This window comes from Candidatus Nitrotoga sp. M5, assembly GCF_927904885.1.
Lineage (GTDB): Bacteria > Pseudomonadota > Gammaproteobacteria > Burkholderiales > Gallionellaceae > Nitrotoga.
Genome location: NZ_CAKMNW010000008.1, coordinates 1 through 24,480, shown reverse-complemented (window position 1 = coordinate 24,480; position 24,480 = coordinate 1). Strand labels below are relative to the sequence as shown.

Annotated in this window: 25 protein-coding genes, 1 tRNA gene and 2 pseudogenes; 15 read left to right on the top strand and 13 right to left on the bottom strand. The window is 47.6% G+C overall.

Annotation, left to right across the window (positions count from 1 at the left end):
* The 7 genes from mlaE to dusB all read right to left on the bottom strand — a co-directional run bounded on the left by mlaE (position 1) and on the right by dusB (position 7,297).
* Entirely contained in the window at positions 1–786 is a 786-nt protein-coding gene (mlaE, locus tag MJ770_RS03215) for a lipid asymmetry maintenance ABC transporter permease subunit MlaE (protein WP_239250166.1), read from the bottom strand.
* Between the two features lie 5 nt (positions 787–791).
* Positions 792–1,595, bottom strand: coding sequence for an ABC transporter ATP-binding protein (locus MJ770_RS03210; protein WP_239250165.1), 804 nt, complete (start codon positions 1,593–1,595; stop codon positions 792–794).
* Between the two features lie 147 nt (positions 1,596–1,742).
* Positions 1,743–2,639, bottom strand: coding sequence for an oxygen-dependent coproporphyrinogen oxidase (hemF, locus tag MJ770_RS03205; protein ID WP_239250164.1), 897 nt, complete (start codon positions 2,637–2,639; stop codon positions 1,743–1,745).
* 370 nt (positions 2,640–3,009) lie between these two features.
* Positions 3,010–4,287: a phosphoribosylamine--glycine ligase gene (purD, locus tag MJ770_RS03200; protein WP_239250163.1), complete on the bottom strand. Its 1,278-nt coding sequence runs from the start codon at positions 4,285–4,287 to the stop codon at positions 3,010–3,012.
* A gap of 87 nt (positions 4,288–4,374) precedes the next feature.
* Positions 4,375–5,940 (bottom strand): bifunctional phosphoribosylaminoimidazolecarboxamide formyltransferase/IMP cyclohydrolase, encoded by a 1,566-nt coding sequence (gene purH / locus MJ770_RS03195; protein ID WP_239250162.1) that lies wholly within the window; start codon positions 5,938–5,940, stop codon positions 4,375–4,377.
* 2 nt (positions 5,941–5,942) lie between these two features.
* Positions 5,943–6,293, bottom strand: a complete 351-nt coding sequence (locus MJ770_RS15565) for a helix-turn-helix domain-containing protein (RefSeq protein ID WP_445083119.1) — start codon at positions 6,291–6,293, stop codon at positions 5,943–5,945.
* On the bottom strand, positions 6,290–7,297 hold the full coding sequence (gene dusB, locus MJ770_RS03185; RefSeq protein WP_239250161.1) for a tRNA dihydrouridine synthase DusB: 1,008 nt from the start codon (positions 7,295–7,297) through the stop codon (positions 6,290–6,292). The genes MJ770_RS15565 and dusB overlap by 4 nt, the downstream gene beginning before the upstream one ends.
* 89 nt (positions 7,298–7,386) lie before the next feature.
* Between dusB and MJ770_RS03180 the strand changes: the two genes are divergently transcribed.
* The gene (locus MJ770_RS03180) at positions 7,387–8,550 is read left to right on the top strand and encodes a UbiH/UbiF family hydroxylase (RefSeq protein ID WP_239250160.1); all 1,164 of its coding nucleotides are present in this window, start codon (positions 7,387–7,389) and stop codon (positions 8,548–8,550) included.
* Positions 8,551–8,569: 19 nt separating this feature from the next.
* On the top strand, positions 8,570–9,262 hold the full coding sequence (locus MJ770_RS03175; protein WP_239250159.1) for a DsbC family protein: 693 nt from the start codon (positions 8,570–8,572) through the stop codon (positions 9,260–9,262).
* On the opposite strand, the gene MJ770_RS03170 is transcribed toward MJ770_RS03175, so the two are convergent.
* The 3 genes from MJ770_RS03170 to MJ770_RS03160 form a co-directional block, all read right to left on the bottom strand.
* Positions 9,219–10,187 (bottom strand): tetratricopeptide repeat protein, encoded by a 969-nt coding sequence (locus MJ770_RS03170; protein ID WP_239250158.1) that lies wholly within the window; start codon positions 10,185–10,187, stop codon positions 9,219–9,221. The genes MJ770_RS03175 and MJ770_RS03170 overlap by 44 nt on opposite strands.
* Before the next feature lie 145 nt (positions 10,188–10,332).
* Positions 10,333–10,812 carry a hypothetical protein gene (locus tag MJ770_RS03165; protein ID WP_239250157.1) on the bottom strand — a complete coding sequence of 160 codons (480 nt, stop codon included), beginning with the start codon at positions 10,810–10,812 and terminating at the stop codon, positions 10,333–10,335.
* Between the two features lie 111 nt (positions 10,813–10,923).
* On the bottom strand, positions 10,924–11,115 hold the full coding sequence (locus tag MJ770_RS03160) for a hypothetical protein (protein ID WP_239250156.1): 192 nt from the start codon (positions 11,113–11,115) through the stop codon (positions 10,924–10,926).
* 239 nt (positions 11,116–11,354) lie between these two features.
* Between MJ770_RS03160 and MJ770_RS03155 the strand changes: the two genes are divergently transcribed.
* The 10 genes and pseudogenes from MJ770_RS03155 to MJ770_RS03110 all read left to right on the top strand — a co-directional run bounded on the left by MJ770_RS03155 (position 11,355) and on the right by MJ770_RS03110 (position 19,257).
* Complete coding sequence (locus MJ770_RS03155) at positions 11,355–11,918, top strand: hypothetical protein (RefSeq protein WP_239250155.1); 564 nt, start codon at positions 11,355–11,357, stop codon at positions 11,916–11,918.
* Between the two features lie 1,006 nt (positions 11,919–12,924).
* A complete protein-coding gene (locus MJ770_RS03150; RefSeq protein ID WP_239250154.1) occupies positions 12,925–13,074 on the top strand; it encodes a hypothetical protein in 150 nt (49 codons plus the stop codon).
* A gap of 338 nt (positions 13,075–13,412) precedes the next feature.
* The gene (locus tag MJ770_RS03145; protein WP_239250153.1) at positions 13,413–13,709 is read left to right on the top strand and encodes a DUF1840 domain-containing protein; all 297 of its coding nucleotides are present in this window, start codon (positions 13,413–13,415) and stop codon (positions 13,707–13,709) included.
* Between the two features lie 94 nt (positions 13,710–13,803).
* Positions 13,804–14,205, top strand: a pseudogene (locus MJ770_RS03140) (zinc-dependent peptidase).
* Positions 14,206–14,304: 99 nt separating this feature from the next.
* Positions 14,305–15,255: a DnaJ C-terminal domain-containing protein gene (locus MJ770_RS03135; RefSeq protein ID WP_239250152.1), complete on the top strand. Its 951-nt coding sequence runs from the start codon at positions 14,305–14,307 to the stop codon at positions 15,253–15,255.
* A gap of 11 nt (positions 15,256–15,266) precedes the next feature.
* Positions 15,267–15,590: a chaperone modulator CbpM gene (locus tag MJ770_RS03130; RefSeq protein ID WP_239250151.1), complete on the top strand. Its 324-nt coding sequence runs from the start codon at positions 15,267–15,269 to the stop codon at positions 15,588–15,590.
* Between the two features lie 217 nt (positions 15,591–15,807).
* Positions 15,808–15,987, top strand: coding sequence for a hypothetical protein (locus MJ770_RS03125; protein ID WP_239250150.1), 180 nt, complete (start codon positions 15,808–15,810; stop codon positions 15,985–15,987).
* A 223-nt stretch (positions 15,988–16,210) separates the two neighbouring features.
* Complete coding sequence (locus MJ770_RS03120) at positions 16,211–17,098, top strand: ADP-polyphosphate phosphotransferase (protein ID WP_239250149.1); 888 nt, start codon at positions 16,211–16,213, stop codon at positions 17,096–17,098.
* A gap of 141 nt (positions 17,099–17,239) precedes the next feature.
* Positions 17,240–18,192: pseudogene (locus MJ770_RS03115) on the top strand (IS1595 family transposase).
* A gap of 120 nt (positions 18,193–18,312) precedes the next feature.
* Complete coding sequence (locus MJ770_RS03110) at positions 18,313–19,257, top strand: carbohydrate kinase family protein (RefSeq protein ID WP_239250148.1); 945 nt, start codon at positions 18,313–18,315, stop codon at positions 19,255–19,257.
* A 227-nt stretch (positions 19,258–19,484) separates the two neighbouring features.
* Here MJ770_RS03110 and MJ770_RS03105 read toward each other — a convergent pair whose 3' ends face one another.
* The 3 genes from MJ770_RS03105 to MJ770_RS03095 form a co-directional block, all read right to left on the bottom strand.
* On the bottom strand, positions 19,485–19,757 hold the full coding sequence (locus MJ770_RS03105) for an oxidative damage protection protein (protein ID WP_239250147.1): 273 nt from the start codon (positions 19,755–19,757) through the stop codon (positions 19,485–19,487).
* 95 nt (positions 19,758–19,852) lie between these two features.
* Positions 19,853–21,178 carry an amino-acid N-acetyltransferase gene (gene argA / locus MJ770_RS03100; protein ID WP_239250146.1) on the bottom strand — a complete coding sequence of 442 codons (1,326 nt, stop codon included), beginning with the start codon at positions 21,176–21,178 and terminating at the stop codon, positions 19,853–19,855.
* A gap of 558 nt (positions 21,179–21,736) precedes the next feature.
* A tRNA-Arg gene (locus tag MJ770_RS03095) sits at positions 21,737–21,813 on the bottom strand.
* Between the two features lie 718 nt (positions 21,814–22,531).
* Here MJ770_RS03095 and MJ770_RS03090 point away from each other — a divergent pair.
* The 3 genes from MJ770_RS03090 to MJ770_RS03080 all read left to right on the top strand — a co-directional run.
* Positions 22,532–23,311, top strand: a complete 780-nt coding sequence (locus MJ770_RS03090) for a c-type cytochrome (protein WP_239250145.1) — start codon at positions 22,532–22,534, stop codon at positions 23,309–23,311.
* Between the two features lie 114 nt (positions 23,312–23,425).
* Complete coding sequence (locus MJ770_RS03085) at positions 23,426–24,001, top strand: c-type cytochrome (protein ID WP_239250144.1); 576 nt, start codon at positions 23,426–23,428, stop codon at positions 23,999–24,001.
* A 1-nt stretch (position 24,002) separates the two neighbouring features.
* On the top strand, positions 24,003–24,480 hold a 478-nt coding region (locus MJ770_RS03080), incomplete at its 3' end, for a cbb3-type cytochrome c oxidase subunit I (protein WP_239250143.1).

The following is a 24,480-nucleotide window of genomic DNA, read 5'->3' as shown; positions in this document are numbered from 1 at the left end:
CTATTCCCCTTGGAACATAAATGCGGTCAATATAAAATCCAAAAATAAAATTGCCAGCGACGATTGGACTACTGTTCGTGTGGTTGCACCGGATACCCCTTCTGCGGTAGGTGGTGCAACATAGCCTTCGAACAGTGCGATGACAGTTACGACCACGCCAAATACGGCGCTCTTAATCATCCCGTTCACTATGTCGTACCGAAAATCGACCCCAGACTGCATTTGCGACCAGAACGAACCTTGATCCACTCCAATCAGCACCACTCCCACCAAATATCCACCAAATACACCCATGACAGAAAATAATGCTGCCAGTAGCGGTACAGAAATGACTCCAGCCCAAAAACGAGGCGCAACCAAGCGCGCTATCGGGTTGATCGCCATCAGCGCCATCGCGGAAATTTGATCGGTAGCCTTCATCAAACCAATCTCCGCGGTCATCGCCGAACCAGCACGACTCGCAAACAGCAAGGCAGCCAGCACCGGCCCCAATTCGCGCACTAAACTTAGTGCTACAAGTGATCCCAGTGCAGATTCTGCGCCGTAGCGTTTGAGTGTTTCGTAGCCCTGCAATCCCAAGACCATGCCGACAAACAAACCAGCCACTAAAATTATTATAAGCGACATCACCCCGCTAGAGAATATCTCCTTGATAATCAAGTGAAATCGTCTGAAGCTGACCCCAGAATAAAGCAGAATCAGCATGAAGAAGCGGGAGGCATATCCAATACGCCATACTGCATTCACTATGCGATGCCCTATAGACCTCAGATTTTCAATGATCATCGTCGTCAGGGCCGTAAATTCAAATCTTGCCTGTAATCCCCGGTGGGAAAATGAAATGGAACTGGGCCGTCCATTTCGCCATGCATGAATTGATGCACGAACGGCTTATCGGAAGCCCTTATTTCATCTGGAGTTCCTTCAGCAGCCACTACCCCATCAGCAATAAAATAAATATAGTCAACGATCTTAAGTGATTCCCGAACGTCATGTGTGACCACTACCGAAGTCGCACCCAACGCATCGTTCAGGCGACGAATGAGATTAGCCACCACGGAAAGTGAGATAGGATCCAGTCCGGTAAACGGCTCGTCATACATTATCAACGTTGGATCCAGCGCAATTGTACGTGCCAATGCCACGCGTCGCGCCATGCCGCCTGAAAGCTCAACAGGCATCAAATGTTCCGTGCCTCGCAATCCCACCGCATGAAGTTTCATCAATACTAAATCCCGAATAATCTCTTCCGGCAGATCAGTATGCTCGCGCATCTGAAATGCTACATTGTCATACACAGACAGATCAGTGAATAGCGCTCCAAACTGAAACAGCATGCCCATCCGGCGGCGCATACGGAATAAATCTTTATGGTCAAGCTTATGTATCACCTGCCCATCAACTTTTACATAGCCACTGCTTGGTTTAAGCGCACCAGCGATAAGCTGAAGCAATGTTGTCTTGCCGCTGCCGCTGCCGCCCATAACTGCGATCACTTTGCCCTTGGGGAAAGTTAAGTTGGCACCTTTCAGTATGAGGCGGCTGTCATAGCCAAAATTGACGTCGCGAATTTCAACTAGCGTTTGAGATGACACGTATCAATACCTTGATTGTCTGTTGGAGGGACATTCTAAACCATGCTGTCGCTTAGTCGCAATGTTAGCTACTACAGTTGGGCTGACCAGCAGATCTGGCCGTCAAATCGTCTAACATAATTGACTTACGAACCCTAACAACAAAATTTACACCCAGTCCTTAGGCACTAAAAATTTCTCGTATAGTTCCGCCTCTTGTGAACCTTTCTCCGGGTGCCAGTCATAGCGCCACTTCACTAGCGGTGGCATGGATAGCAAAATAGATTCGATACGCCCATTGCTTTGCAGTCCGAAGATAGTGCCACGGTCTATAACCAAATTAAATTCGACATAACGTCCTCGCCGATAAAGCTGGAAGTCACGTTCACGCTCTCCATAGGGCGTGTCTTTGCGGCGTTCCAGGATAGGCACATAGGCGGAAAGAAAATGATTGCCCACGCTTTGTTGAATGGCAAAAGCACTAGCAAAGTCTGGCTCACTCAAGTCGTCGAAAAAAATACCGCCCACACCACGCGTTTCGTTGCGATGCTTGATAAAGAAATATTCATCGCACCATTTTTTGTATTTTGGAAAGAGGTGATCGCCGAATGGTGTCAACGCGCTCTGGCAAGTCTGATGGAAATGTACGGCATCTTCCTCAAAGCCATAATAAGGGGTTAAATCCATTCCGCCGCCAAACCAGAATGCGATTTCACCGTTATCTTTTTTCGCCATGAACATACGCACATTCATATGTACGGTGGGTGCATAAGGGTTGCGCGGGTGGAATACCAAAGACACACCCATTGCCTCCCATGTACATCCTGCCAATTCCGGACGATGTGCTGTGGCGGAAGGAGGCATCTTGTTACCTGTTACATGAGAGAAAGCTACCCCGCCGCGCTCCAGGACATTTCCTTCTTCGAGGATGCAGCTTCGTCCGCCCCCACCTTCTGGGCGATCCCAGCTGTCACGCCGAAACTTGTTGCCGTCCACCTGTTCCAAACGAGCCACAATTGTGTCTTGCAACTCGAACAAGAATTTTTTGACTGCGGCACTATCCATGCTTCCTCCAATTAGTTTCGTATTTGTTTGCGGATGAGCGATGGCTCTCCAAGCAGCCTGTATGACTCAAAAGAAATTGGCCGAAAATTGAACTGAGTGGTGACTATTTAGCCGTTTTCGGGCAATAGAACCACAGTTACCCTGCAAAATCGTCAAGTGTGGCAAGCAGGTTTTTCATCACAAGATGAAAGCCCGCAAAACTTACCCTCGTTTAGCGCAATTTTTGCTGCGATTCTTTAAGCCAGGCAGGCTTTTAGTCACGCATTCTTTGAGCCTTGAGTGATGCTACATCGCACGGTTGTACATGGTAATAACCCAAGTCATAACAGATATTCTGTGACAATGAAATCGCAGCTTTATGAAGAGGTCGTTATTTTCTGGGCAAAGTAGCGTGATAACCAATATCGTGGCGCATCTGGCAGCCTTCGAAACGAATATTTTCGGCAACCTGATAAGCACGGCGCTGAGCAATTTTTACGCTATCGCCTAACGTTGTAACGCATAACACACGTCCACCGCTGGTGACTACCTCGTTATCTTGCATGACAGTGCCGGCATGAAACACATGTACATCTTCTTCCTGTGTTTTGGGCAGACCGGTAATAATATCGCCTTTTCGGGGTGTGTCGGGGTATTTGGCGGCGGCCAGTACCACGCCGAGCGCTGTGCGCCTGTCCCATTCCGCCTCCACCTTGTTCAAGGTGCCGTTGACTGCATGCTCCAGTAGCATCAGCAGATCACTCTTCAGGCGCAACAAAATCGGCTGGGTCTCTGGGTCACCCATGCGACAATTAAATTCTAGCACCTTGTAATTATTTTGTGGGTCTATCATCAGTCCCGCATATAGAAAACCGGTGTAAGAGAGCCCTTCTTTTTCCATGCCCTGCACCACTGGCATTATTACCTCGCGCATCACGCGCGCATGCAGTCCTGGTGTAACCACCGGTGCAGGTGAATATGCGCCCATGCCACCGGTGTTGGGCCCATTATCGCCATCCAGTAGTCGTTTATGATCCTGGCTGGTCGCCAGCGGGAGTGCATGCTTGCCGTCCACCATGACGATAAAACTGGCTTCCTCGCCAACCAGAAATTCCTCTACAACCACGCGCGCGCCAGCATCACCCAATTTGTTGTCGGACAGCATCATGGTTATGGCTTCATGAGCTTCTTGCACGGTCATTGCTACGATCACCCCTTTGCCTGCAGCCAAGCCATCAGCTTTGATTACAATGGGCGCACCTTGTTTTTCCACGTAAGCACACGCATCCGCTACCTTACTGAAGGTTTGATAAAAAGCAGTAGGGATATGGTGGCGCGCCATGAAATTTTTGGCGAAATCTTTTGAACTTTCCAGTTGTGCCGCCGCTTTGGTTGGGCCGAAAATTTTCAGTCCGGCGGCACGAAAGTCATCCACGATGCCAGCTGCCAAAGGTGCTTCCGGGCCGACTACGGTCAGATGGATGTGTTCGCGTTGTACAAATGCGATGAGATCTGGGATAGCGGTGATGGCAATATTGTCCACTCCGTTTTCAAGCGCTGTACCGGCATTACCTGGTGCGACGTACACCCTCTGCACCTTGGAGGCTTGGGCTAGACGCCATGCCAGTGCATGTTCTCGACCACCGCTGCCCACTACTAAAATTTTCATAACATAACCTCAGATTTGTCACAGAGGTCACGAGGATAGAAAATTTGAAGCAAATAAGGTGGGCTTGTGTCTCTGTGGATAAAATTTTTAATGTCTAAAATGACGATAGCCCGTAAACACCATTACCAACCCATGTTCATCCGCTGCAGCAATAACTTCTTCATCGCGCATGCTGCCACCAGGCTGGATTACTGCTATCGCGCCCGCTTCGATCAGCACGTCTACGCCATCACGAAACGGGAAGAAGGCATCTGACGCGACGACTGAACCAACCAGGCTGCAAGTTGCATTTTTTGCCTTGATGGTGGCAATACGAGTGCTGTCTACCCGGCTCATTTGCCCGGCGCCTACGCCTAACGTGCGCCCATCTTTGCAGAACACGATGGCATTTGATTTTACGTACTTGGCTACGCGCCAGGCGAACAGTAGATCCTTTAACTGTTCCGCACTCGGCTGTGCCTTGGTAACCACGCGTAATTGCTCGGCCTGCACGTTCAAAATGTCAGGTGATTGCACCAATAAGCCGCCATTCACCCGCTTCACATCATGTTGATTGTGCGAAGTGGACAGTGGCACGGTGAGCAGACGCACATTTTGTTTTGCAGCCACAATCTGTTGCGCCGCTTCAGTCACTGAAGGTGCAATAATCACTTCAACAAATTGATTGGTTGTAATAGTCGTTGCAGTTTCTGCATCCAGCTCGCAGTTAAAAGCGATGATGCCACCGAATGCGGAGGTGGGATCGGTTATATAAGCCAGCTGATATGCATTAAGTGGTGTATCGGCAATCGCTACGCCGCACGGATTGGCGTGCTTGACGATGACGCAGGCGGGCTGCTCAAATGTCTTGACACATTCCCACGCTGAATCGGCATCGCCAATGTTGTTATAGGATAGTTCTTTGCCCTGTAATTGGGTGTAATCGGCAATGCCACCCGATGCCGCATTCAGATCACGGTAGAAGGCTGCATTTTGATGCGGATTTTCGCCGTAGCGCATGTCCTGCACTTTGGTAAAGTTGAAATTGATTTGTGTTGGATACTCGCTGCGAGTGCCATTGGCGTGAGTTGCCGTAAGGTAATTGCTGATCGCGCTGTCATATGCAGCAGTGTGCGAGAAAGCTTTTTTTGCCAGGTTGAAACGCGTGGCGTTAGAAACGGCGCCGCCATTAGCATGCATTTCGGTCAGAATGGCGCTGTAATCTTTTGAGTCAGTGACGATGGCTACATGTTGATAATTCTTTGCTGCGGCGCGCACCATGGTAGGTCCGCCAATGTCGATGTTCTCGATTGCATCTGTAAGCGTGCAATCGGGTTTGGCGACAGTAGCGCCGAACGGATACAAATTTACTACTACCAGATCAATAGTCGGAATGCTGTGCTTCTCCAGTGTGGCGACATGTTCCGGCAGATCCCGTCGCGCCAGAATTCCGGCATGGACTTTCGGTTGCAGAGTCTTTACGCGTCCATCCAGCATCTCGGGGAAGCCAGTGTAATCGGCTACTTCCGTGACCGGAATGCCGTTATCGGTAAGCATTTTGGCCGTGCCGCCAGTGGACAGAATGGTAACGCCGAGTTGTTGCAAACCTTTGGCGAATTCAAGTACGCCGGTTTTGTCCGACACACTTAAGAGGGCTTGTTTGATTGGAGCCATATTTAACTTTTCTCTTCGTTCTGTTTATCAAGCTGGGATCTTTGAGCAGCCCTGCGTTCGGGTCGGGCATTGGGCTGTAAGTTCGTAGTTTTGCTCGGAGTACTGTGTTGCAGAATTTTTTTGCGTAATGTATTGCGGTTAAGCCCCAATAATTCGGCTGCTCGCGTCTGGTTGCCGCCAGCATGTTGTAGAACGGCTTCGATTAATGGCTTTTCAACACAATTCATTACCATCTCATACACCGCACATGATGGATTCTCACCATCGAGATCCGTGAAGTAATCGGTAACTGCCTTGCGCACATATTTCGCAACGTCGTTCTCACCCAACATACAATCATCTTCATTTGTCATGCAGCCAGCTCCTCAACGTAGGACAGGCGCTCGCCGCCCTGTAATTGCAGGTCAAAAAATTCATTGACCGCCATTAATTGTTCTGTGCTGCTTTCCAGTTGATTCATATGATGACGAAAGTGCGCAGAGCCAATCAGTCCTTTGGTGTACCAGGAGATATGTTTGCGTGCCACGCGCAAACCCGTGTGTTCACCATAGAACGCGTAAAGTTCATTTACATGCTTAAGCAGCACGCGCAGTACCTCGTCCACTTGCGGTGCGGGTAGATGTGTACCGGTCTTAATGAAGTGCTCGATTTCACGAAACAGCCACGGACGCCCTTGTGCTGCGCGCCCTATCATCACAGCATCCGCGCCAGTCTGCTGTAACACATAGCGGGCTTTTTCCGGGGTGGTGATATCGCCGTTAGCGATAATAGGGATGTTGACGTTGGCTTTCACTGCGGAGATTGTGTCATATTCAGCATCGCCGGTGTACGCGCAAGCACGTGTTCGCCCGTGAATGGCGAGCGCCTGAATACCGCTTGCCTCGGCGATTTGGGCGATACGAATTGCATTTCGATTTTGCTTATCCCAGCCGGTACGTATTTTAAGCGTAACCGGCACGTTCACAGCACCTACCACTGCTTCTAATATTCGCGCTACCAGCGCTTCATCTTGCAGTAGCGCGGAACCGGCCATCACGTTGCAAATTTTTTTCGCGGGACAACCCATATTTATGTCGATGATCTGTGCGCCCTCATCCACATTATATTGAGCGGCTCGCGCCAGCATGTTGGGATCGGCACCGACAATCTGCACCGAAATGGGATCGACTTCACCTTCGTGATTGGCGCGCCGCTTGGTCTTCTCGGATCCGTAGAGCAAAGAGTTGGAAGACACCATCTCGCTCACCGCCATGCCTGCGCCCATACTTTTGCACAACATGCGGAAAGGACGATCAGTCACCCCCGCCATGGGAGCAACAAGCAGATTGTTTTTGAGATGATAGGGGCCGATGCGCATGACGTTTTCCGAAAGGGGGGGTGGATTATAAATTAATCAAACGCCCCGTGCTATTATCACTTGTCCAGAAGTGAAAAAATATTTTAGCAATGACATTCGACGTCCTGATTATAGGCGGCGGTCTGGTTGGTGCCAGTCTGGCTGCAGCGCTCAAATCGAGCGGATTAAACATGGCTCTGGTGGAAACCCAGCCCACCGCCCCGCCTAATAATAATGCAGGCTGGGACAATCGCATTTATGCGATCAGTCCCGGCGGTGCTGCTTTTCTTACGCAGTGCGATGCCTGGCAACAACTGGATATGAACCGCGTGCAGCCGGTCGAAACCATGCGCGTGTTCGGCGATAATGACACAGAACTTGATTTCAGTGCTTATCAATTGGGCGAGCCGGAATTGGCGTTCATCCTGGAAAATCGTCAGCTACAGCAAGTACTGTGGCAAGGATTACAAGAACAAGATAATTTAACTCTGTTTCACCCTGCTCACTGTGCCAGCCTGGTCTGGCATGATGACGCCGCGCACCTTCAACTTGTAGACGGGCGGACGCTCCAGGCAAAACTGGTGGTCGGCGCGGATGGGGGGAATTCCTGGGTGCGACAACAGGCCAGTATCGTCGCACCGCCAACACTTTATAATCAGCATGGCGTAGTAGCGAATTTTACTGTCGAAAAAGCACACCGCTCCACGGCCTTTCAATGGTTTCAGCCGGACGGCATTCTCGCCTTGCTGCCATTGCCGCAGCAGAGAGTTTCAATGGTATGGTCTGTAAGCCCGGAAAAATCAGAAGTCCTGCTGAAACTGCCGCATGAAGAGCTATGTGCCCAAGTTGCTGCTGCCTCGCAACACACCTTGGGCGCACTGCAATTAGTTACTCCACCCGCCGCTTTCCCGTTGCGTTTGTTGAACCTGCCACAAATCATCAAGCCACGACTGGCGCTGGTGGGCGATGCTGCGCACAATATACATCCGCTTGCCGGGCAGGGCGTCAATTTGGGCTTCCGCGATGCACGCCAACTAGCTCAAGTATTACTACAACGTGACGCACAACAAGATTGCGGTAACATACACCTGCTGCGTCGTTATGAGCGTGCGCGCAAGGAAGATATCCTCTCCATGCAGCTCACCACTGATGCGCTGAAGAAACTGTTCAATAATAGCAATCCGCTGTTGCGTGCCGCGCGCAACCTTGGTCTTGCGGCTACTAATCGGGTTGCACCGCTGAAAAAAATGCTGGCGCGTCATGCACTTAATTAATTTAATTCAGGAATTCATTATGATTAAACTGCTTCTGGTACTACTTGTTTCGTTTTCCTTTTCTCATGCTCATGCTGATGCAGCCAAGGTCAAAGATCTTCTGCAAAAAAAGTATCCACAACTTGGCCAAATTGAAGAAACCCACAAGTCCAATATTCTTGGCTTGTATGAGATAGTGGCGCAAGGCCAGCTGTTTTATACCGATGAGCAAGCACGCTACCTCATCAGCGGCAACATCTATGATCTGAAGACGATGAGCAATCTGACGGAGGAGCGCTCGCGTAAATTATTCGCGATAGACTTCGACAGCCTACCCTTCGATCTTGCAATAAAAAGAGTTAAAGGTAACGGTAAACGGAAGATGGCTTATTTTAGTGATCCGAATTGCGGCTTCTGCAAAAAGCTGGAAAACGAGTTGAAAAGTGTGGACAACGTCACCCTTTATTTATTCATGCTATCCATATTCCAAGGTTCCGACAAAAAGGTAGAGGGTGTTTGGTGCAGCAAAGATCAAGTCAAAGCGTGGGACAATTTGATGCTGAACAACGTGTCGCCACCTGTGGGAACATGCAACGCCCCTACCGCAAAATTAATGGCACTAAGCGAAAAATTAAACATAAATGGCACCCCGGCTCTGTTTTTTGCTGATGGTGTTTTGGTTTCCGGATTCAGACCTGCTGCAATATTGGAAAAATCGCTGAATGCAAAGTAATGTGCTGATTGTTTTGCGCTGTTAACGATTTATGGTTGTTGGTTTCAAGTCTCACTAACTCATGTAAAGGGTAGCGTCCCCTATCTCGCCTTTTTAAGTCCGCATAATTAGCGAGAAAGGTATCCAGATTGGGGTGACCATCAGGAAAGGCCTTCTGCATAATAATAATTGCCTGCTGATAAAGTGGCACAGCTTGATCATATTTGCCTTGTAATTGATATAACACTGTTAGGTTATGGAGTGCTAATGCTGTTTCGAACGGGGCTTTTTGTAATAAGCATTCAACGACTTCTAATGCCATTTCCCACAAGGGAAGCAATTGTTCCCAGGCGTAAGCTTGCTCAAATATTGCCCCACATTTGCTGGACCAAGCAGGGAATTTTTTGTTATCCAATTGCAGTAAGTGATAGCCCGATTCTACCAATGCCTGTTTGTGTTGTGGTGTGATGTCCTTGACTTGTTGCAAGTTGGCGAGTTGACCGTCGTATTGGTCAAACAGGAATTGATGGGCTTCTGCGTAGAGTGCGGGTTCGTCCTGTTGTTGCCTGTGTTGCAGGTATTCACGCATTAAGGCATGTAAATACCAACCATTGCCTAGTCGTATCCAGAACGAGAAGCCGGTAAGTTGTTTGAGATTGATATGGGCTTTTTTACCTAGAAATTTTTCTGCCAGTTGCTGCGCCAGTGCATCGTCCAGAAAACGTGCGTGGGCAATAATCTGTAATGCACGTCGATGGTGTTCGTCCAGATGATTGATAAAACGCGGCAAAATTTCCTGATGTTTGCCGCCAAAATCATTTGCGCCCAATGGGTTGTTGTTTCGCTTCAGGCTTTCATACTGATCCACCTGAAAGTCGAGATAAAAAATCAGTCCCTCGGTTGATTCGACAATCGTGGCACGCACGGCTTCATCATCAATCGGCACTTGTTGCAGGAATTTATCCGCATCCGCTGGTGATAGTCCATCCAGTGGCTGGAATTAATATCTGCTGCCCAATCGGTGTCGATTTCGGCCCAGTTGAGTTTGTCTCGCCCCAATGTGACCAGCAAAATGCCAGGGGTTTCTAGCACTAAGTTGCGTAGCCATTCGTCGATAGACAGGGCATCAAAACCGGTTTTGTTGGCTGGTCACGCCACAGTGCTTCGTAGTTATCGCATAAAATCACCAAGCGGTGTTTTTCAACGACTTGCCCAGTTTCGTCATAAAATAACCAATCGTAAAGATCGGCGCCCAAATACATGTGCAGGGCGGCGAGTAATTTATGCAGATCCATGCTATCCAGATCTTCGAGCACGGCTATCCCGCGCCGTTGCCACCAGAATTGGGTAATGTCACTGAGTTTTTTACCGTATTTATAGAAAAAACCGACGCCAGGAATAGTGTCGGCTATGTCACCAGCAATAGTTTCGACGTCTTGTAGAATCGCATTATGTTGTTTGAATAAATTTGGATGAGCATGGTGGATGTCCTGTCCCGGCAGGCTAAATGCAAAGTGGCGGGCAAAGGCGGTATCAAACGCTGGAAAAGGTATATTGCACTGCGCAGCCAATTACAAACGGATTGCCAGTAACGTATTGGCAATGGTTCGTTGTGCCGGTATTTCAAAGTCCAATTTCGCCCAGCCCAACTGTTTATTGCTTTGTTTTCAGACGCTAAGGATTTAGTGAATTGTTCGCATAGTGCAGGTTTTACCTTGCCCACCGACACCATAAAAATTCAGGATACGGTGACCATCATTGGGTTGTGGTGTATATAGTGCATCGCCAAACGCCGCTTGTGGATCTTCACGATCGGTAAAGATAAGCAGCGCGGTAAATTCGTATTGAATGTGACTGGGAGATTTACGTGTCATGGTCTTCCATGGCGTGTGGAATTATCGGATTTTCTATTCTTAATCATAGCGCTATTTGCTATGTGATCTACCAGTACCGTTGTACCATTGATAAAACATAGGGCAACTCTAATAATCCAAGCTTCGTCACAATACCGAGTTTCTTAAAAAATATCACTTACATATCAAATATATGCTGCGCTCAAATTTTTTCTCGAGCCTTGTCTTGCTTATAAACTTGAACTTTTTGTGGCACCCATATGAAACCACTCTCTAAAGGTCTTAAAAAAATTCTCGGCTTTACAGTTTTAATTACAATTATTTCAATTGGTTACTATTTCTATGCTCTTTTGCTCTATCCTCCAGTGGAGGAACGCGAAACAGTATTATATAAATTAGGTGAAGGCTTCGGAGAAATAGGATTGTGGCTGCTTTTATTTATTTATTCTCGGACCTTAATTAAATTGCTGCTTGGCAAAGGGGCGATTTCAAAAAGAATTCTGCCAGAGTATTCGCCTCCGGTTGATGCAAGGCTTTTTGGTGGGTTGATACACTTTTTAGATAGAACACATGTCTACTTTGGGATTGCTACTATAGCGATTATAGTTTTACACATTGCACTAGTGGGTCTGCCAATGCATATACTCTTTTTTCCAGCGGTACTAATATTAGTGATCTGGCAGGGAGTATTTGGGATGTTTATTAGCTGGCGATATTCTCCAAAAGAATTAGAAAAGTTTGCTTATCTTGTACACGCGCAGCTGTTCACGGGCGTAATGATAGGAATTTTTGCATATTTTGGTCATATCCTCATTGACGATTAGTTTTTTATAACATGAATAAACGAATCCATAACAAATAACTTTGGGGTGAGGGAAAGGAAAGGTACTCAGGCCTGCGCTTAACCGAGGTCAAGTTTCTCGCAGAGTGTGTTGGTTTTAATTGAAGCTGTCCGTTGCCTGAACTGTAGATCATCGAGAGTATTGTGCGCGGCGGGAGGGGCTGTCGCAGCCAATCGTTTCTATGTAAATAAAATTAAATCGAAATCGTGCCTAATTGCATGCAGAGACAATCGAATGTACGGGAACACTCCAAATGAATAACAATATAAACACGCACACAAACAATAATGAGCGCCCAGATCGAGTCTGTTTATCTTTAAATATACCTTCGCGCATTTCTAAATTTCGCCACTCATTTGAAATCCCTGACACAGACGCCTCCCTCCCTTTAATTTTGTTGTTAATGTAACAACTATCCTTTCACGCCAGTAATGAACTTGAAAAACCGCTGGTCTATTAATATAGCTTTTTGGGTTGCTCAATGAATTGCTATCCTCAAGAAAGCGAGAATCCAAGTGCTGTTTTACCGGAGCTTTCATCTTCACGAAAACGCTAGCTCAACAAAACGACAATTCACTGGATATAAGCAATTTTGATGCCTGAATTATTTATATTAGTGATATCAATCAATTAAAAAATTACGCATATATTTTCAAGGGTGAATTGTCGTCAATAACCAGGCGCCACGTCCTGTTTAAGGGTAGCGCATTGTTTACATTTGATTTTTTGTTGTCTGCAGAAAGAGACAATGGCGGAGGATTAATCTAGGGGGAACGCTGATCTATTCTTCTGATTAGCCCTGAATTTGGCGGCCATGGTATGCATTATATCGATTTGATTGTATTAATTAATTAGATACAATCGAGCTTTTCAGAGCTGGAATATGCGGCATAGAAGTGTGTGACACATCGTGATCGCATCCTGACCGAAATGAAGCGGTCACGCCTTGGCCATCTTTGATGAAGATCATTGCTTATGCCAACTCGTGATGGACACCATTGACCGCCTGCCGCAGACGGGTGATAAAGGCATCTACCTGAAGCAGCAGCTCAAGGACAAGCTGATCGAGCACAGGCAGTACATAAACAAATACGGCCAGGATATGCCGGAGACCCGGGATTTGAAATGGAAAAGGTGATACCGCAATGGCACTGCGATTGATCGAGTTGGTGTTGTAAGAGCAGAATGGCGGAAACTCCGCGAGTTTCTCAAGGAATATAAGATGCTAGAACTCCTGCAGATTCGACTGCCGGAAGGGAAGTGCTGGTGCGGATTGTATCGGAAGCGGAACAACGTAAGACGCTGCTGGGTTCGCTGGAGGGATAATACCCAGCTAAGGACGGCAACAGGTTTGTGCTTTTGCTTGTCGAAGCGAAATTGCCGCGTGCTATATTTCAAAACATGCCCCCCGTTGCCTTGGGAGAAACTGGTCGAGTGTATTGAACGCTAAATAATGAACCATTCGAGGATGACTATATGCTAGTGACATTTACAACTAAAGCCTATGCCGACATCACCATGTTCGGCGATATTGCGACTGCCATGCTGAAAATGATGGGGCACAGCGTAACCGTGCCCGGTGCGCTTCGGGCGGAAGACGTACCTGAAGCATTACGCCGGTTGAAAGCCGCCGTCGCAGCGAATAATTCGCCGCCGCCTCACGAAGACAAGGACGTGGATGAACCCGTGGTGAGCACGGCGCATCGTGCGATGCCCCTGATCGATTTGCTGGCCGCCGCTGCCAAGGATGGTCGCGGCGTGATGTGGAAATAGTTGTCATTTATTTTTAGATGATTTTGTGGCGTAAGACACAGGTCAAAAGAAGTATAAATTGAAACCACTGAGCAACATATTGCGGCGCTGGAATATGCGCCGAAAACTGCGACAAAATCCGATCCCCCATCAGGTGGATGCCATCGGCCTGGTACATCACGAGAAAAATGTATTAAGCGGAGAGGCGTGGTTGCGTGGGTCAGTGATCCTGTCATGGGACGATGTGGAGCGCGACATTTATCATCCGCAACCCGGTCACAATGTGGTGTTGCACGAGTTCGCGCACAAGCTGGACGGTCTCAACGGAGTGGCTAACGGCTTGCCGCCATTACGGAATGTGCCGGAAAAGATGGGTTGAGGATTGCAGTGCGGCGTATAATTAAATGCGCAGCAAGTGGCGGGTGTGTCGGGCTGCATCAATCCCTATGCGGCCAACAGCCCGGCAGAATTTTTTACGGTATGCAGCGAGTATTTTTTACCGCGCCGGATATTTTGAAAAACTGCTATCCCGGTGTGCACAGGCTACTGGCGTTGTTTTATCGATCTGCATTTCAAGCAAGAATACCGTAGCTTCTTCAAAAGGAGATCTGGTCAGATGGAATTCAAGGACTACTACAAGATCATGGACGTCGCTCGCGATGCTACTCAGGACGAGATCAAACGTTCCTATCGCAAGCTGGCCCGCAAGTATCATCCTGATGTCAGCAAGGAAGCCAACGCAGAAGCACGTTTCAAAGAGCTGGGTGAAGCCTATGAAGTGTTGAAGGATGCGGAGAAACGCGCGGCTTATGATCAACTCGGAGCCAGCCATAAAGGCGGACAGGAATTTCGCCCGCCACCGGACTGGAACACAGGTTTCGAATTCAGCGGCGGGAGCCCTTCCGGGGAGGATGCGGCGGGCTACAGCGATTTTTTCTCATCCCTGTTTGGTCAGCACTTTCAAGAAGGCGGAGCGCGACGCGCTTCTCCACATGGCAAAGGCGAGGATCATCACGCTAAGGTGCTCATTGATCTGGAAGATACTTTTCAAGGTGCAACTCGCTCTATCACCCTACGGGTTCCCTCCGTGGATGCGCAAGGCCGTGTCGTCACCAAAGATCGCATTCTCAACGTAGCCATCCCCAAAGGCATCCGCGCAGGCCAGCACATCCGCCTTAGCGGACAAGGCAGTCCGGGCATCGGAGAAGGCAAAGCAGGGGACCTATATCTCGAGGTTGCATTCAGGCCTCATCCACTTTACCGGGTCGATGGCCGCGATCTTTATCTTGAGCTGCCAGTGTCACCCTGGGAAGCGGCACTGGGCGCAACGGTGAAGGTGCCGACACTCGGCGGTATCGTGGAACTCAAAATACCCGAAGGCTCAGTTGCCGGGCGCAAGATGCGACTGAAGGGGCGCGGCATAGCGGGCAACCCCCCCGGCGATTGCTATGTAATATTGTCCATCGCGTTGCCACCAGCCGATACCAAAGTTGCGAAGGACTTGTATCGGAAAATGGAACAGGAAATTGATTTTAATCCGCGCGCCAAACTGGGAGTACCAAAATAGGAGTATGGGAAATGACTACTGAAAATGGCTTGCCACAATATTCTATATGCATACTAGAAGAACAAACCCAGTTGACGTTGGCCGATCTATGCGGCGCCTGTTCCGTTCAGGACCAGCAGATCATTGAGCTGGTGGAGGCGGGTGTGCTGGAGCCACAGGGGCGTGAGCCGGCGCGCTGGATTTTCGTTGGAGCCAGCCTGCATCGCGCACGCAAGGCATTGCGCTTGCAGCGCGATCTGGATATTGGTCTTGCCGGGGCGGCATTGGCGCTGGAATTAATGGATGAGATTGAATCGCTGCGCACCCGTCTGCGGGCGGTGGGTGGCGAGTACTGAGCGATGAATCTCGAATCGGCCGTAAAATCCGCCACCCAAAATTTATCGTTCAATAGCAGCCGATGTTCCGGCATTTTAAGATTCAATCATCGTCGGTCTAGTGCGATGTATTCAGTTGCGTCAAAGCAGACGGTCATGAGCGGCGGCAACCGTTCACATTTTTAACGAGCGCTTATTATCGGCTCGTCTCTACATCATCAAACTCAGGAGTAGTGTAATGAAACATGACGAAACAAAAAAGATACTATTGGAAGATATCGATCATTTTCGGTTGAAAGCAAAATACTACGAAACACTACATCTGTTTGAAGCGAAAAAGTATGCGGAGAAGCTTGCCTCAAATATTGAATTGGCACTGACGACCATGCCCTCCGACGACGATACAGAGATTTGCTGAAATGCACTGCAGAGTAAAATCTGGAGATTCAGGTAGAGCCGAACCGCAATAGTCATTCCATATCTTGCCGATGGGTAAAACCAGATGAAATAGTTGGATATACCAATAAAAAGGAGGAGAGTGGCAGGGCATGGCAGAGTAGATTAAGAGGATTAACAGATATTCTGAATAGCGAAAGATGATGCGCAGTAACGCGAACTTGTCACCAACCGAAAGGATGAAGATGAAAGTAAATTCAAAAGATTTCCAGGTTAAAGAGGGTGAACAGATCAATCTCAAGAAGTGGCCGACATTGGTAGAGCCGGTTTACAAATCAAAGAAGAGTTACAGCAAACATCTTTCAAAACAGGTGTCGGAATTAAGCGACTTACAACAACTGCTCTATGCATCCAACCGCTATTCTTTGCTGCTGATTTTTCAAGCCATGGATGCAGCGGGAAAGGATGGGGCCATCCGGCATGTGATGTCCGGCATAAATCCCCAAGGCTGCCAGGTTTTCAGTTTCAAGCATCCCAGCGCTACGGAATTGGATCATGATTTTCTGTGGCGCACCACCCAATGTCTGCCGGAACGCGGTCGCATCGGCATCTTTAACCGATCCTATTACGAAGAGGTATTAGTCGTTCGTGTACATCCTGAAATTCTCATCGGACAAGGATTGCCGGACGGGCTGGCTGATGAGAATACAATCTGGAAGGAACGCTATCGTTCCATAGTGGATTTGGAGAACCATCTTCACCGCAATGGCACGCGGGTCGTCAAATTTTTCCTGCACCTTTCGAAAGATGAACAGCGCAAGCGTTTTCTCGAACGCATCGACAATCCCGAAAAAAACTGGAAATTCAGTCAGGCAGACATCATTGAGAGAAAATTCTGGAATCAATATCGACAGGCCTATGAGTCATGTCTGAGCGCAACGAGTACAAAGTTAGCCCCGTGGTATGTGGTGCCAGCTGATGACAAAGAAAACGCACGACTAATTGTTTCAAAGATTATTCTCGATACGTTTAAGTCCCTCAAAATGAGCTATCCAAAGACAAATACTAAACGCCAGCAAGAATTGCTGTCGATCCGCCAACAGTTGATGAAGGAAAAACCGGATGATAAATGAGTTCAAAAATTCGGCATACACTGACTTAAAACTTCCTGATTAGTTACATGCCTCAGCTAGGAAAAAATATTTTACTTACAGGCTCACGTGGTGAGCTACTGAGTGGCTAATAATAGGCGCATTTACCTAAGGAGATGCGTCATGGCAATGAACCGAGTTCAGTTTCAAAAGGGTCTGCCGATGTCTGAGTTTCTGAAGTAGTACGGGCGTGTGGAGCAGTGCCACGCGGCGCTGTTGGCGTCGCGCTGGCCAGAGCTTTGTCTGCCCGCATTGCGGTGAAACCCGTCACAGCACCTTCATTCACGACGGCAGGCAGCACTGGTAGTGCCAAGCGTGCCGCTAACAGACGATGGCACTGCCGGTACGATTTTCCAAGCAACGAAGCTGCCGCTGACACTCTGGTTTCTGGCGGTGCACTTGCTGACCCAAGCGAAAAATAATGTTGCCGCGCTGGAGCTCATGCGCCATCTGAGCGTGAGCTACAAGACCGCCTGGCTGATGAAGCTCAAGCTACTGCAAGTCATGACTGAGCGCGAATCCTCCCGCGTCCTCGAAGGGCGAGTCGAAATTGACGACGCTTACCTGGGCGGTGAGCGCCTGGGTAAGCACGGTCGAGGTTCTGAAAACAAAGTCTTCTTCGTTGCTGCTGTACAGACCGCAGAGGATGGCAAGCCGGTCGTAGCCTGCTTCGTTCGCATCCCGTTCACCAAGGAAGCCGTCGAAGCCCGGGCCAAGAAAGCACTGGTGCCTTCCGCCCAAGTGTTGTCCGACGGACTGGGATGTTTCCGAGGCGTTACTGCCAGCGCGCTACGCACGCCGCCATTATCATGAACGGCGGCACGGGTCGGGAAGCGGCGCAACACCCAGCATTCCGCGCCGTGAATAACGTGCTGGCCAACCTGAAAACAGCAATCAGTGGAACCTAATATACTTTCGACTTCCGTAAATACGCAGACCGTTATCTGGCCGAGGTTCAGTACCGCTTTAACCGACGCTTCGATCTTGGCACTATCCTCAAGCGCTTCATTCGCGCTGCGGCGATTACTACCCCATTCCCTGAAGCTGACATTTGGGCGGCTGAGGTATGTAACTAATCAGGTTACGATTTTTGGGGCCGAGATGACTAAATCAGGAAGAGCAGAGGTGGCTATGTCAACTTAAAGCCATGTTGGCTGTTATAATCTATGTCTCTATTAATAACTCATGTGATCAATATGCCTACACCTACGCTCATCTGTGGATCTTTAGCCTACGACATCATCATGGTGTTTAACGACCAGTTCAAAAATCACATCTTGCCTGAACAGATACACATTTTGAATGTCTCCTTTCTTGTGCCGGATATGCGTCGGGAGTATGGCGGCTGCGCAGGTAACATTGCCTATAATTTGAACCTGCTCGGTGGCAATCCCTTGATTATGGCGACAGTAGGTGATGATTTCAGCCCTTACGCTTCACGCTTGGAGAAGTTAGGCTTATCGCAACAATATATTCGACATGTGCCGGACAGTTTCACTGGTCAAGCTTTTATCACAACCGATATGGACAGTAATCAGATTACTGCTTTTCACCCTGGTGCGATGAACTTCTCAGAACAGAACCATGTGTCCGATGCCAAGGGTGCCACGCTCGGTATCGTATCACCAGATGGGCGTGCAGGCATGCTGCAACATGCGCAGGAATTCCATGCGGCGGGTATCCCTTTCGTGTTCGATCCGGGTCAAGGTATGCCAATGTTTAGTGGTGATGAATTATTAAACTTCGTCAAGCAGGCAGATTATGTGACTGTGAATGACTACGAGGCCAAGCTGTTGCAAGATAAAACTGGAAAAAATATTAACGAGCTTTGCAAATTGACACGTGCTTTTATCATTACTCTCGGTGCAGAAGGGTCTCTGATTTATGCTGATGGTAAGGAAGTGCGCATCCCAACACCTAAGGCTGAGAAATTGCTTGACCCTACTGGTTGCGGTGATGCTTACCGTGCCGGTTTACTGCACGGTATTCAAGAGGGCTGGGATTGGGATACCACCGGGCGCCTTGCCTCCTTGCTAGGTTCTCTGAAAATCGCCAGCCTTGGCGGACAGAATCACAAGCCGACACGCGACGAGATTTCCAATTTGTTTAAAAAATCCTTCGATTATTCCATTAGCCTGTAATTTTTTCTTCTGCGCGATCTTGCTTTTTCGCTTGTGGGGAAGAGCAAGTGCTAGCAGCCGGTCAGACTTGAAGAAAATCGGCTGCAAATTTAGCTGAGAGGCGAAACATGCCCTCGTTCAGCTAATTTTTGCTACGATTCTTTAAGTCCGACCGGCTGCTAGGGTGCGACAGGGTGATGTGAACTCTTTACTCTGAAATCCGCGTTAATAATACTACAAGCGTATTTTCATTGGGCCGGTGGCATATAGCCGGCAGGCATTTCCGCGCCATCACCAAAGAAATGATTTTCCATTTGTTGAACTAAGTATTTGCGAGCATGAGCCTCTGCGAGATTTAATCGATTTTCGTTGACCAGCATGGTCTGGTGTTTAAGCCACCCTGCCCAAGCTTCTTTCGAAACTTGCTCGAAAATGCGTTGTCCCAACTCGCCAGGATATGGTGCGCGATCTAGTCCTTCTGCCTCGTGGCCTAATTTGATGCAGTTTACCATTCTTGTCATTATTAAACTCTCCGATTATTTAGTTCTAGGTATAGATTCTGACATTAATCACAAACGCCCGCAAAGATTCAATTTCACCTCCACGTAAGATTTGATCATATGTTCTTAAGAAAGACTTTAGAGCGGCGCTGATAGTTGTAAAGCATTTTCTTCTGTGTAGGCAATTGTTCGGCATCCGTTTCCTTAAAGCCTCGTTCGATAAACCAGTGGGCAGTACGCGTGGTTAATACGAATAGTTTGCGCAGACCTTGTGCTTGCGCCTCGGCAAGAATGTACTTAAGTAGTATGTTGCCGTAACCTTGTTTTCGGTAGTCGGTTTGCACAGCGAGGCAAGCGAGCTCGGCAGCTTGCTCTGTGATAAATGGATACAATGCGGCGCAGCCAATAATGCGGCAGTCGTGTTCCAGCACCACAAAGCGCCCAATTTCACGTTCCAGTCGTTCGCGCCCACGTCTTACCAGTATGCCTTCAGTTTCCAAGGGTTGCAGCAGTTGCAAAATGCCACCTACATCATTAATAGTGGCATCACGTAAAGTGTTGAGTGTTTTTTTTACCACCATGCTACCGATACCGGTATCACTAAACAGCTCTTGTAAAATGGCACCGTCAACATGCCGATTGATCAGGTGCGTGCGAGCTACACCTGCTTCGCAGGCCTGCAGCGCGCAGGGCAGGAACAGTGATACATCTTCCGGTAGTTTGCTTTTTTTGGACAGAATGGTATTTACATCGGCTACGGTTAATTCGCGCAGTAAATTGCCGTGCTTATCTTGCACGCCGTCCATCTCAATCAAAAAAATCAGTTTGTCTGCGTCGAGCGCGATCGCGGTACGCGTCGCTACCTCTTCCAAGGTAAGGTTGAATATTTCACCGGTAGGAGAATAGCCAAGCGGTGAAAGTAAAACAACTTCATTATGCTCAAGTCGGTCTCTAATCGCTACAGCATCTACTTTACGCACGCTACCAGTATGCAGCAAATCCACGCCATGAATCACGCCCATCGGCTGGGCAGTGATGAAATTGCCTCCCGCGACACGAATATCTGCGTTGGCCATGGGTGAGTTCACCAAGCCCATCGACAGTAGGGCCTCGATCTCTACCCGCACGCGTCCCACTGCTTCTTTTACGCATTGCATAGTTTCTGAATTGGTTAGGCGAATACCATGGTGATAGTGGTCTTCAAGATTGTTGCGTGATAAATGACGTTCGATTTGTGGACGAGCGCCATGCACTAATATGAGGCGTACACCCAAGCTGGAAAGCAGATTGAGGTCATGAGTCAGCTCAACGAACTTACCATCTGCTACAACTTCACCGCCAAACGCTACAACGAAAGTGCGGCCACGGAAGGCGTTAATGTAAGGTGCAACCGAACGAAACCAGGAAACAAATTCGGTGGGGGATATAGGACTGTATGGCATATTTTGCCTGCTTGCTAACGGATTGAATAATGGCCCAGGATAAGGCGCTTTATGAATGATGCCATGAGCCTAAGGTCGATTGGGGATGTTATGGTGTCATTCATAGTAATATTTATGTCGGATAGATTATGGCACTGCAAAAATAATGCTCAAATTGGGTTGCGGATTATTTAACTTGGCCGGCACATTGATTGCCTATTGTAGAGTTAGCAGTGACTTTTGCAATCCAGTAAATGAATTTTACATGGCAGTCGGAATGTCGAAGGTTTAATCAATATAGATGTGGCCGTTCTCGTGATTATATGTGATGGCCATATTTCAAGTTGGTATCTAGTAAACACAACTAACACGAACCGATATGAATTTTTTAAAAAAGAGTTGCAAGGTAGGCGATTAAAGTAAATTTGCATCTACAAAATGGAAAGGAAATTTAACGCAAACTGAAAGTGCCTGAATATTAGGAGCTTATGCAAAACGCAGGCTAGACATCTATCTGATGTTCTTAAGTGATGCGCTGGCAAAATCATGAAAGAATGAACCTCTCATTAATTTGGTTGCTGGTGCGCCCGGCGGGAGTCGAACCCACGACCCTTGGCTTCGGAAGCCAATACTCTATCCAGCTGAGCTACGGACGCTAGCATGGCTGAAGTATAACTTACCCATGCTTACCGTGCACACTGTAGTATCTGCCAATTTGATAATCAAGCATGAAGACAATGATGTGTTTTTGTACAAATACTTTTTTAAAAGCTTGGATAATTTAGTAAAAATTAATGGGCGCTGGTAATTCTCCGTTGCGGAGAGTTGCGCTGCTTAATACTCGTTGAGCCAAGGGTGTATATTAAATACACATGCACTATATCTTGATATAGTATGAAATCTGAAGTTTTATAGTTTGGTTGGGTATAAGTGTACGTGATGCTAATGGCATAAGCAGATTCTTGAATAAATATCAAGTAGCTGGCGGGGTTATATATTTCTCCAGCCAGCTAAAAAAACTTGCGTAATATAAATTGGCAATGATAAACTTCGAGGGTATAAAAGAGACCACAAGCGAAACAAGTTTTTTAACTGGTAGTATTGGAAAGGAAGAAAAGATATGTTTGAGAATGTGAGTACTGGCGACGTTCTTGTAATGTACTTATGGATTTTTGGATTTATTTTTGGGTTGGCCATAATCTTATTTAAAAAGAATTCTTAAAAATAAAGCTAAATAGTGCTGTAAATAATTTGGGTATGGTTTTTAGTCCTTTGCGAAACATGGAGTGGCTATCACGGCAGTTGATAAGCCAGCAACTTGCAAAGTTGTTAGGGGAAGGTTAAATTGAAGAATTTTAAGAATAAGGGGGGGAAATGCGCAAATCTACATCCATGTTGTCGTCATGGCTTACATTAATAGCCGCCGTTGTACTGGTGTCAGGAACTTCTGCCTCTGCGGACACTGGAAAAATTACTGCGAATCCCGCTAACGGTAAAATCATCTTTAACGAAGGAAAGGGGGACGTCCCTGCTTGCATGTCTTGTCATGGTGAAAATGCATTGGGAAATGATGACATGGGGTCGCCCCGGCTGGCTAATATTGGTTATGTGTATCTCGTTAAGCAGCTGAGCGATTTTGCTGCGGACAGGCGTGTGCCATCTGGCATGGGCATGGTAATGAACGGATTTGCAAAGGAGTTGTCTGAGCAAGATCACCGAGATGTGGCTGCATTCGTAGATAGCTTGCCCAGAAAATTTGAGCCGTCTGATTTGAAGGTTCTTAAAGAAGATGGGCATGAAGTTGGCAAGACATATTTGGGGAAGCTTCTGGCTCATAGTGGCGTAGAGGGTAAAGTGGCCTCTTGCTACTCTTGTCATGGATTTAATGGGCGCGGTGCTGATCCTATGTTCCCAGCAATTGGAAATCAAAAATATGTATATTTGGTTAATCAATTGAAAAGTTGGCGTGATGGGACAAGGTCTAATGACCCGGTAGTTGGTGGAGTTAATATGATGCAAGCTGTGGCAAAAACGCTTACAGATGACGACATATATAATGTTGCTGCATATTTGTCTTCTGCTCCACCCGTTAATGTAAGGGACGGTGTTCTTATAGATAATCAAACTGTTTTGAAGGAAATCGTAGTTCGGTAGGTATCTTTAGCTATTGAATAATATTTAGTTTACGAAATCCCCGCGACGAATAATTTCGGACGCGGGGATTTCGTCTATTTGAAAAGTATATTAAGCGGTTGGGGGTGATTCAGTATGGCAATTAGCAATATGAAGCTTGGAGAAAAATTGCTATTTGGGGGTTTTGCGCTTATTGGTATTATGGCTTTTATCAGTTGGATAGTGCTAGAAGTTGTCAGGTCGCGTTTAGATAAGCCGATGTTTCCAGTTCTCCAATATGAATTTTCCGAGCAAGGCAAGCACGGATCAGCGTTATTTCGTACATCGGGATGCACTATCTGTCACCGTGCAATGCGCAACGGTACAAATATGGGGCTGGTGCTCGACGGGATCGGTTCAAAACGTACGCTTGAACAGCTGAACAAATTTCTATCGGATCCAGAAGCAACATATCCTGGTCCAACGATGGACCATGGCCCATCTAAAGGAGCCGCTTTTGTAGCGGAAATGCCGCAAAAGGATTTGCAAGCGATCGCCGTGTTTCTATCCGAATTACGAGCCAATCCAGGATCTAATGCGTCGCGATTTCCTCCAGCGGGCGGGGAATCCAAGTTTATTGATGAGATGATCAGGATGTGGGCGCCAGATAGCTGGAAATCGGAATATAAAGATGTACGTGATGAAGCGCCATTAAACGCGAAAGAGAATTAGCATGATGCAGGAACAAAATGAGCCATGGACTCAGGATAAAGAATACACCAAATATACAATATGGTTTATCTATGCATGCATCATTTACAGCATAATTGGTTTTTCATGGGGGGCGTTGATGGGTGGCGTTCCAACATTTAGGCACTATATTAATAGCGGAATACCCGGGCACAGGATCGTTTTAGGGCATACCCACATTAATTTGCTGGGATGGGTGGAGATGGCTATTTTTGGCGCGGTTTACTATCTTATACCGCGGCTGGTACGCCGTTCCATATACAGTCTGCGGTTGGTGAAAGTACACTTCTGGATGCATAATCTCGGTCTTCTGGGGGTTGTTATTTTCTTCTGTTCAGCAGGGTTGGTTGGAATTTTTGTAGATGATGGTGGGGAGTTGCTCGCATCACAATTTATGTCACTTGCGGGCATTTTCGGTAGTATAGTTTTACTAGCTAATATTATATGGGGATATAATATAT

Bases quoted from the DNA above. Each gene is read 5' to 3' on its own strand.
- mlaE (WP_239250166.1), bottom strand. From the start codon at position 786: ATGATCATTGAAAATCTGAGGTCTATAGGGCATCGCATAGTGAATGCA.
- hemF (WP_239250164.1), bottom strand. From the start codon at position 2,639: ATGGATAGTGCCGCAGTCAAAAAATTCTTGTTCGAGTTGCAAGACACA.
- purD (WP_239250163.1), bottom strand. From the start codon at position 4,287: ATGAAAATTTTAGTAGTGGGCAGCGGTGGTCGAGAACATGCACTGGCA.
- purH (WP_239250162.1), bottom strand. From the start codon at position 5,940: ATGGCTCCAATCAAACAAGCCCTCTTAAGTGTGTCGGACAAAACCGGC.
- MJ770_RS15565 (WP_445083119.1), bottom strand. From the start codon at position 6,293: ATGACAAATGAAGATGATTGTATGTTGGGTGAGAACGACGTTGCGAAA.
- dusB (WP_239250161.1), bottom strand. From the start codon at position 7,297: ATGCGCATCGGCCCCTATCATCTCAAAAACAATCTGCTTGTTGCTCCC.
- MJ770_RS03180 (WP_239250160.1), top strand. From the start codon at position 7,387: ATGACATTCGACGTCCTGATTATAGGCGGCGGTCTGGTTGGTGCCAGT.
- MJ770_RS03175 (WP_239250159.1), top strand. From the start codon at position 8,570: ATGATTAAACTGCTTCTGGTACTACTTGTTTCGTTTTCCTTTTCTCAT.
- MJ770_RS03160 (WP_239250156.1), bottom strand. From the start codon at position 11,115: ATGACACGTAAATCTCCCAGTCACATTCAATACGAATTTACCGCGCTG.
- MJ770_RS03155 (WP_239250155.1), top strand. From the start codon at position 11,355: ATGAAACCACTCTCTAAAGGTCTTAAAAAAATTCTCGGCTTTACAGTT.
- MJ770_RS03150 (WP_239250154.1), top strand. From the start codon at position 12,925: ATGGACACCATTGACCGCCTGCCGCAGACGGGTGATAAAGGCATCTAC.
- MJ770_RS03145 (WP_239250153.1), top strand. From the start codon at position 13,413: ATGCTAGTGACATTTACAACTAAAGCCTATGCCGACATCACCATGTTC.
- MJ770_RS03135 (WP_239250152.1), top strand. From the start codon at position 14,305: ATGGAATTCAAGGACTACTACAAGATCATGGACGTCGCTCGCGATGCT.
- MJ770_RS03130 (WP_239250151.1), top strand. From the start codon at position 15,267: ATGACTACTGAAAATGGCTTGCCACAATATTCTATATGCATACTAGAA.
- MJ770_RS03125 (WP_239250150.1), top strand. From the start codon at position 15,808: ATGAAACATGACGAAACAAAAAAGATACTATTGGAAGATATCGATCAT.
- MJ770_RS03120 (WP_239250149.1), top strand. From the start codon at position 16,211: ATGAAAGTAAATTCAAAAGATTTCCAGGTTAAAGAGGGTGAACAGATC.
- MJ770_RS03110 (WP_239250148.1), top strand. From the start codon at position 18,313: ATGCCTACACCTACGCTCATCTGTGGATCTTTAGCCTACGACATCATC.
- MJ770_RS03105 (WP_239250147.1), bottom strand. From the start codon at position 19,757: ATGACAAGAATGGTAAACTGCATCAAATTAGGCCACGAGGCAGAAGGA.
- argA (WP_239250146.1), bottom strand. From the start codon at position 21,178: ATGCCATACAGTCCTATATCCCCCACCGAATTTGTTTCCTGGTTTCGT.
- MJ770_RS03090 (WP_239250145.1), top strand. From the start codon at position 22,532: ATGCGCAAATCTACATCCATGTTGTCGTCATGGCTTACATTAATAGCC.
- MJ770_RS03085 (WP_239250144.1), top strand. From the start codon at position 23,426: ATGGCAATTAGCAATATGAAGCTTGGAGAAAAATTGCTATTTGGGGGT.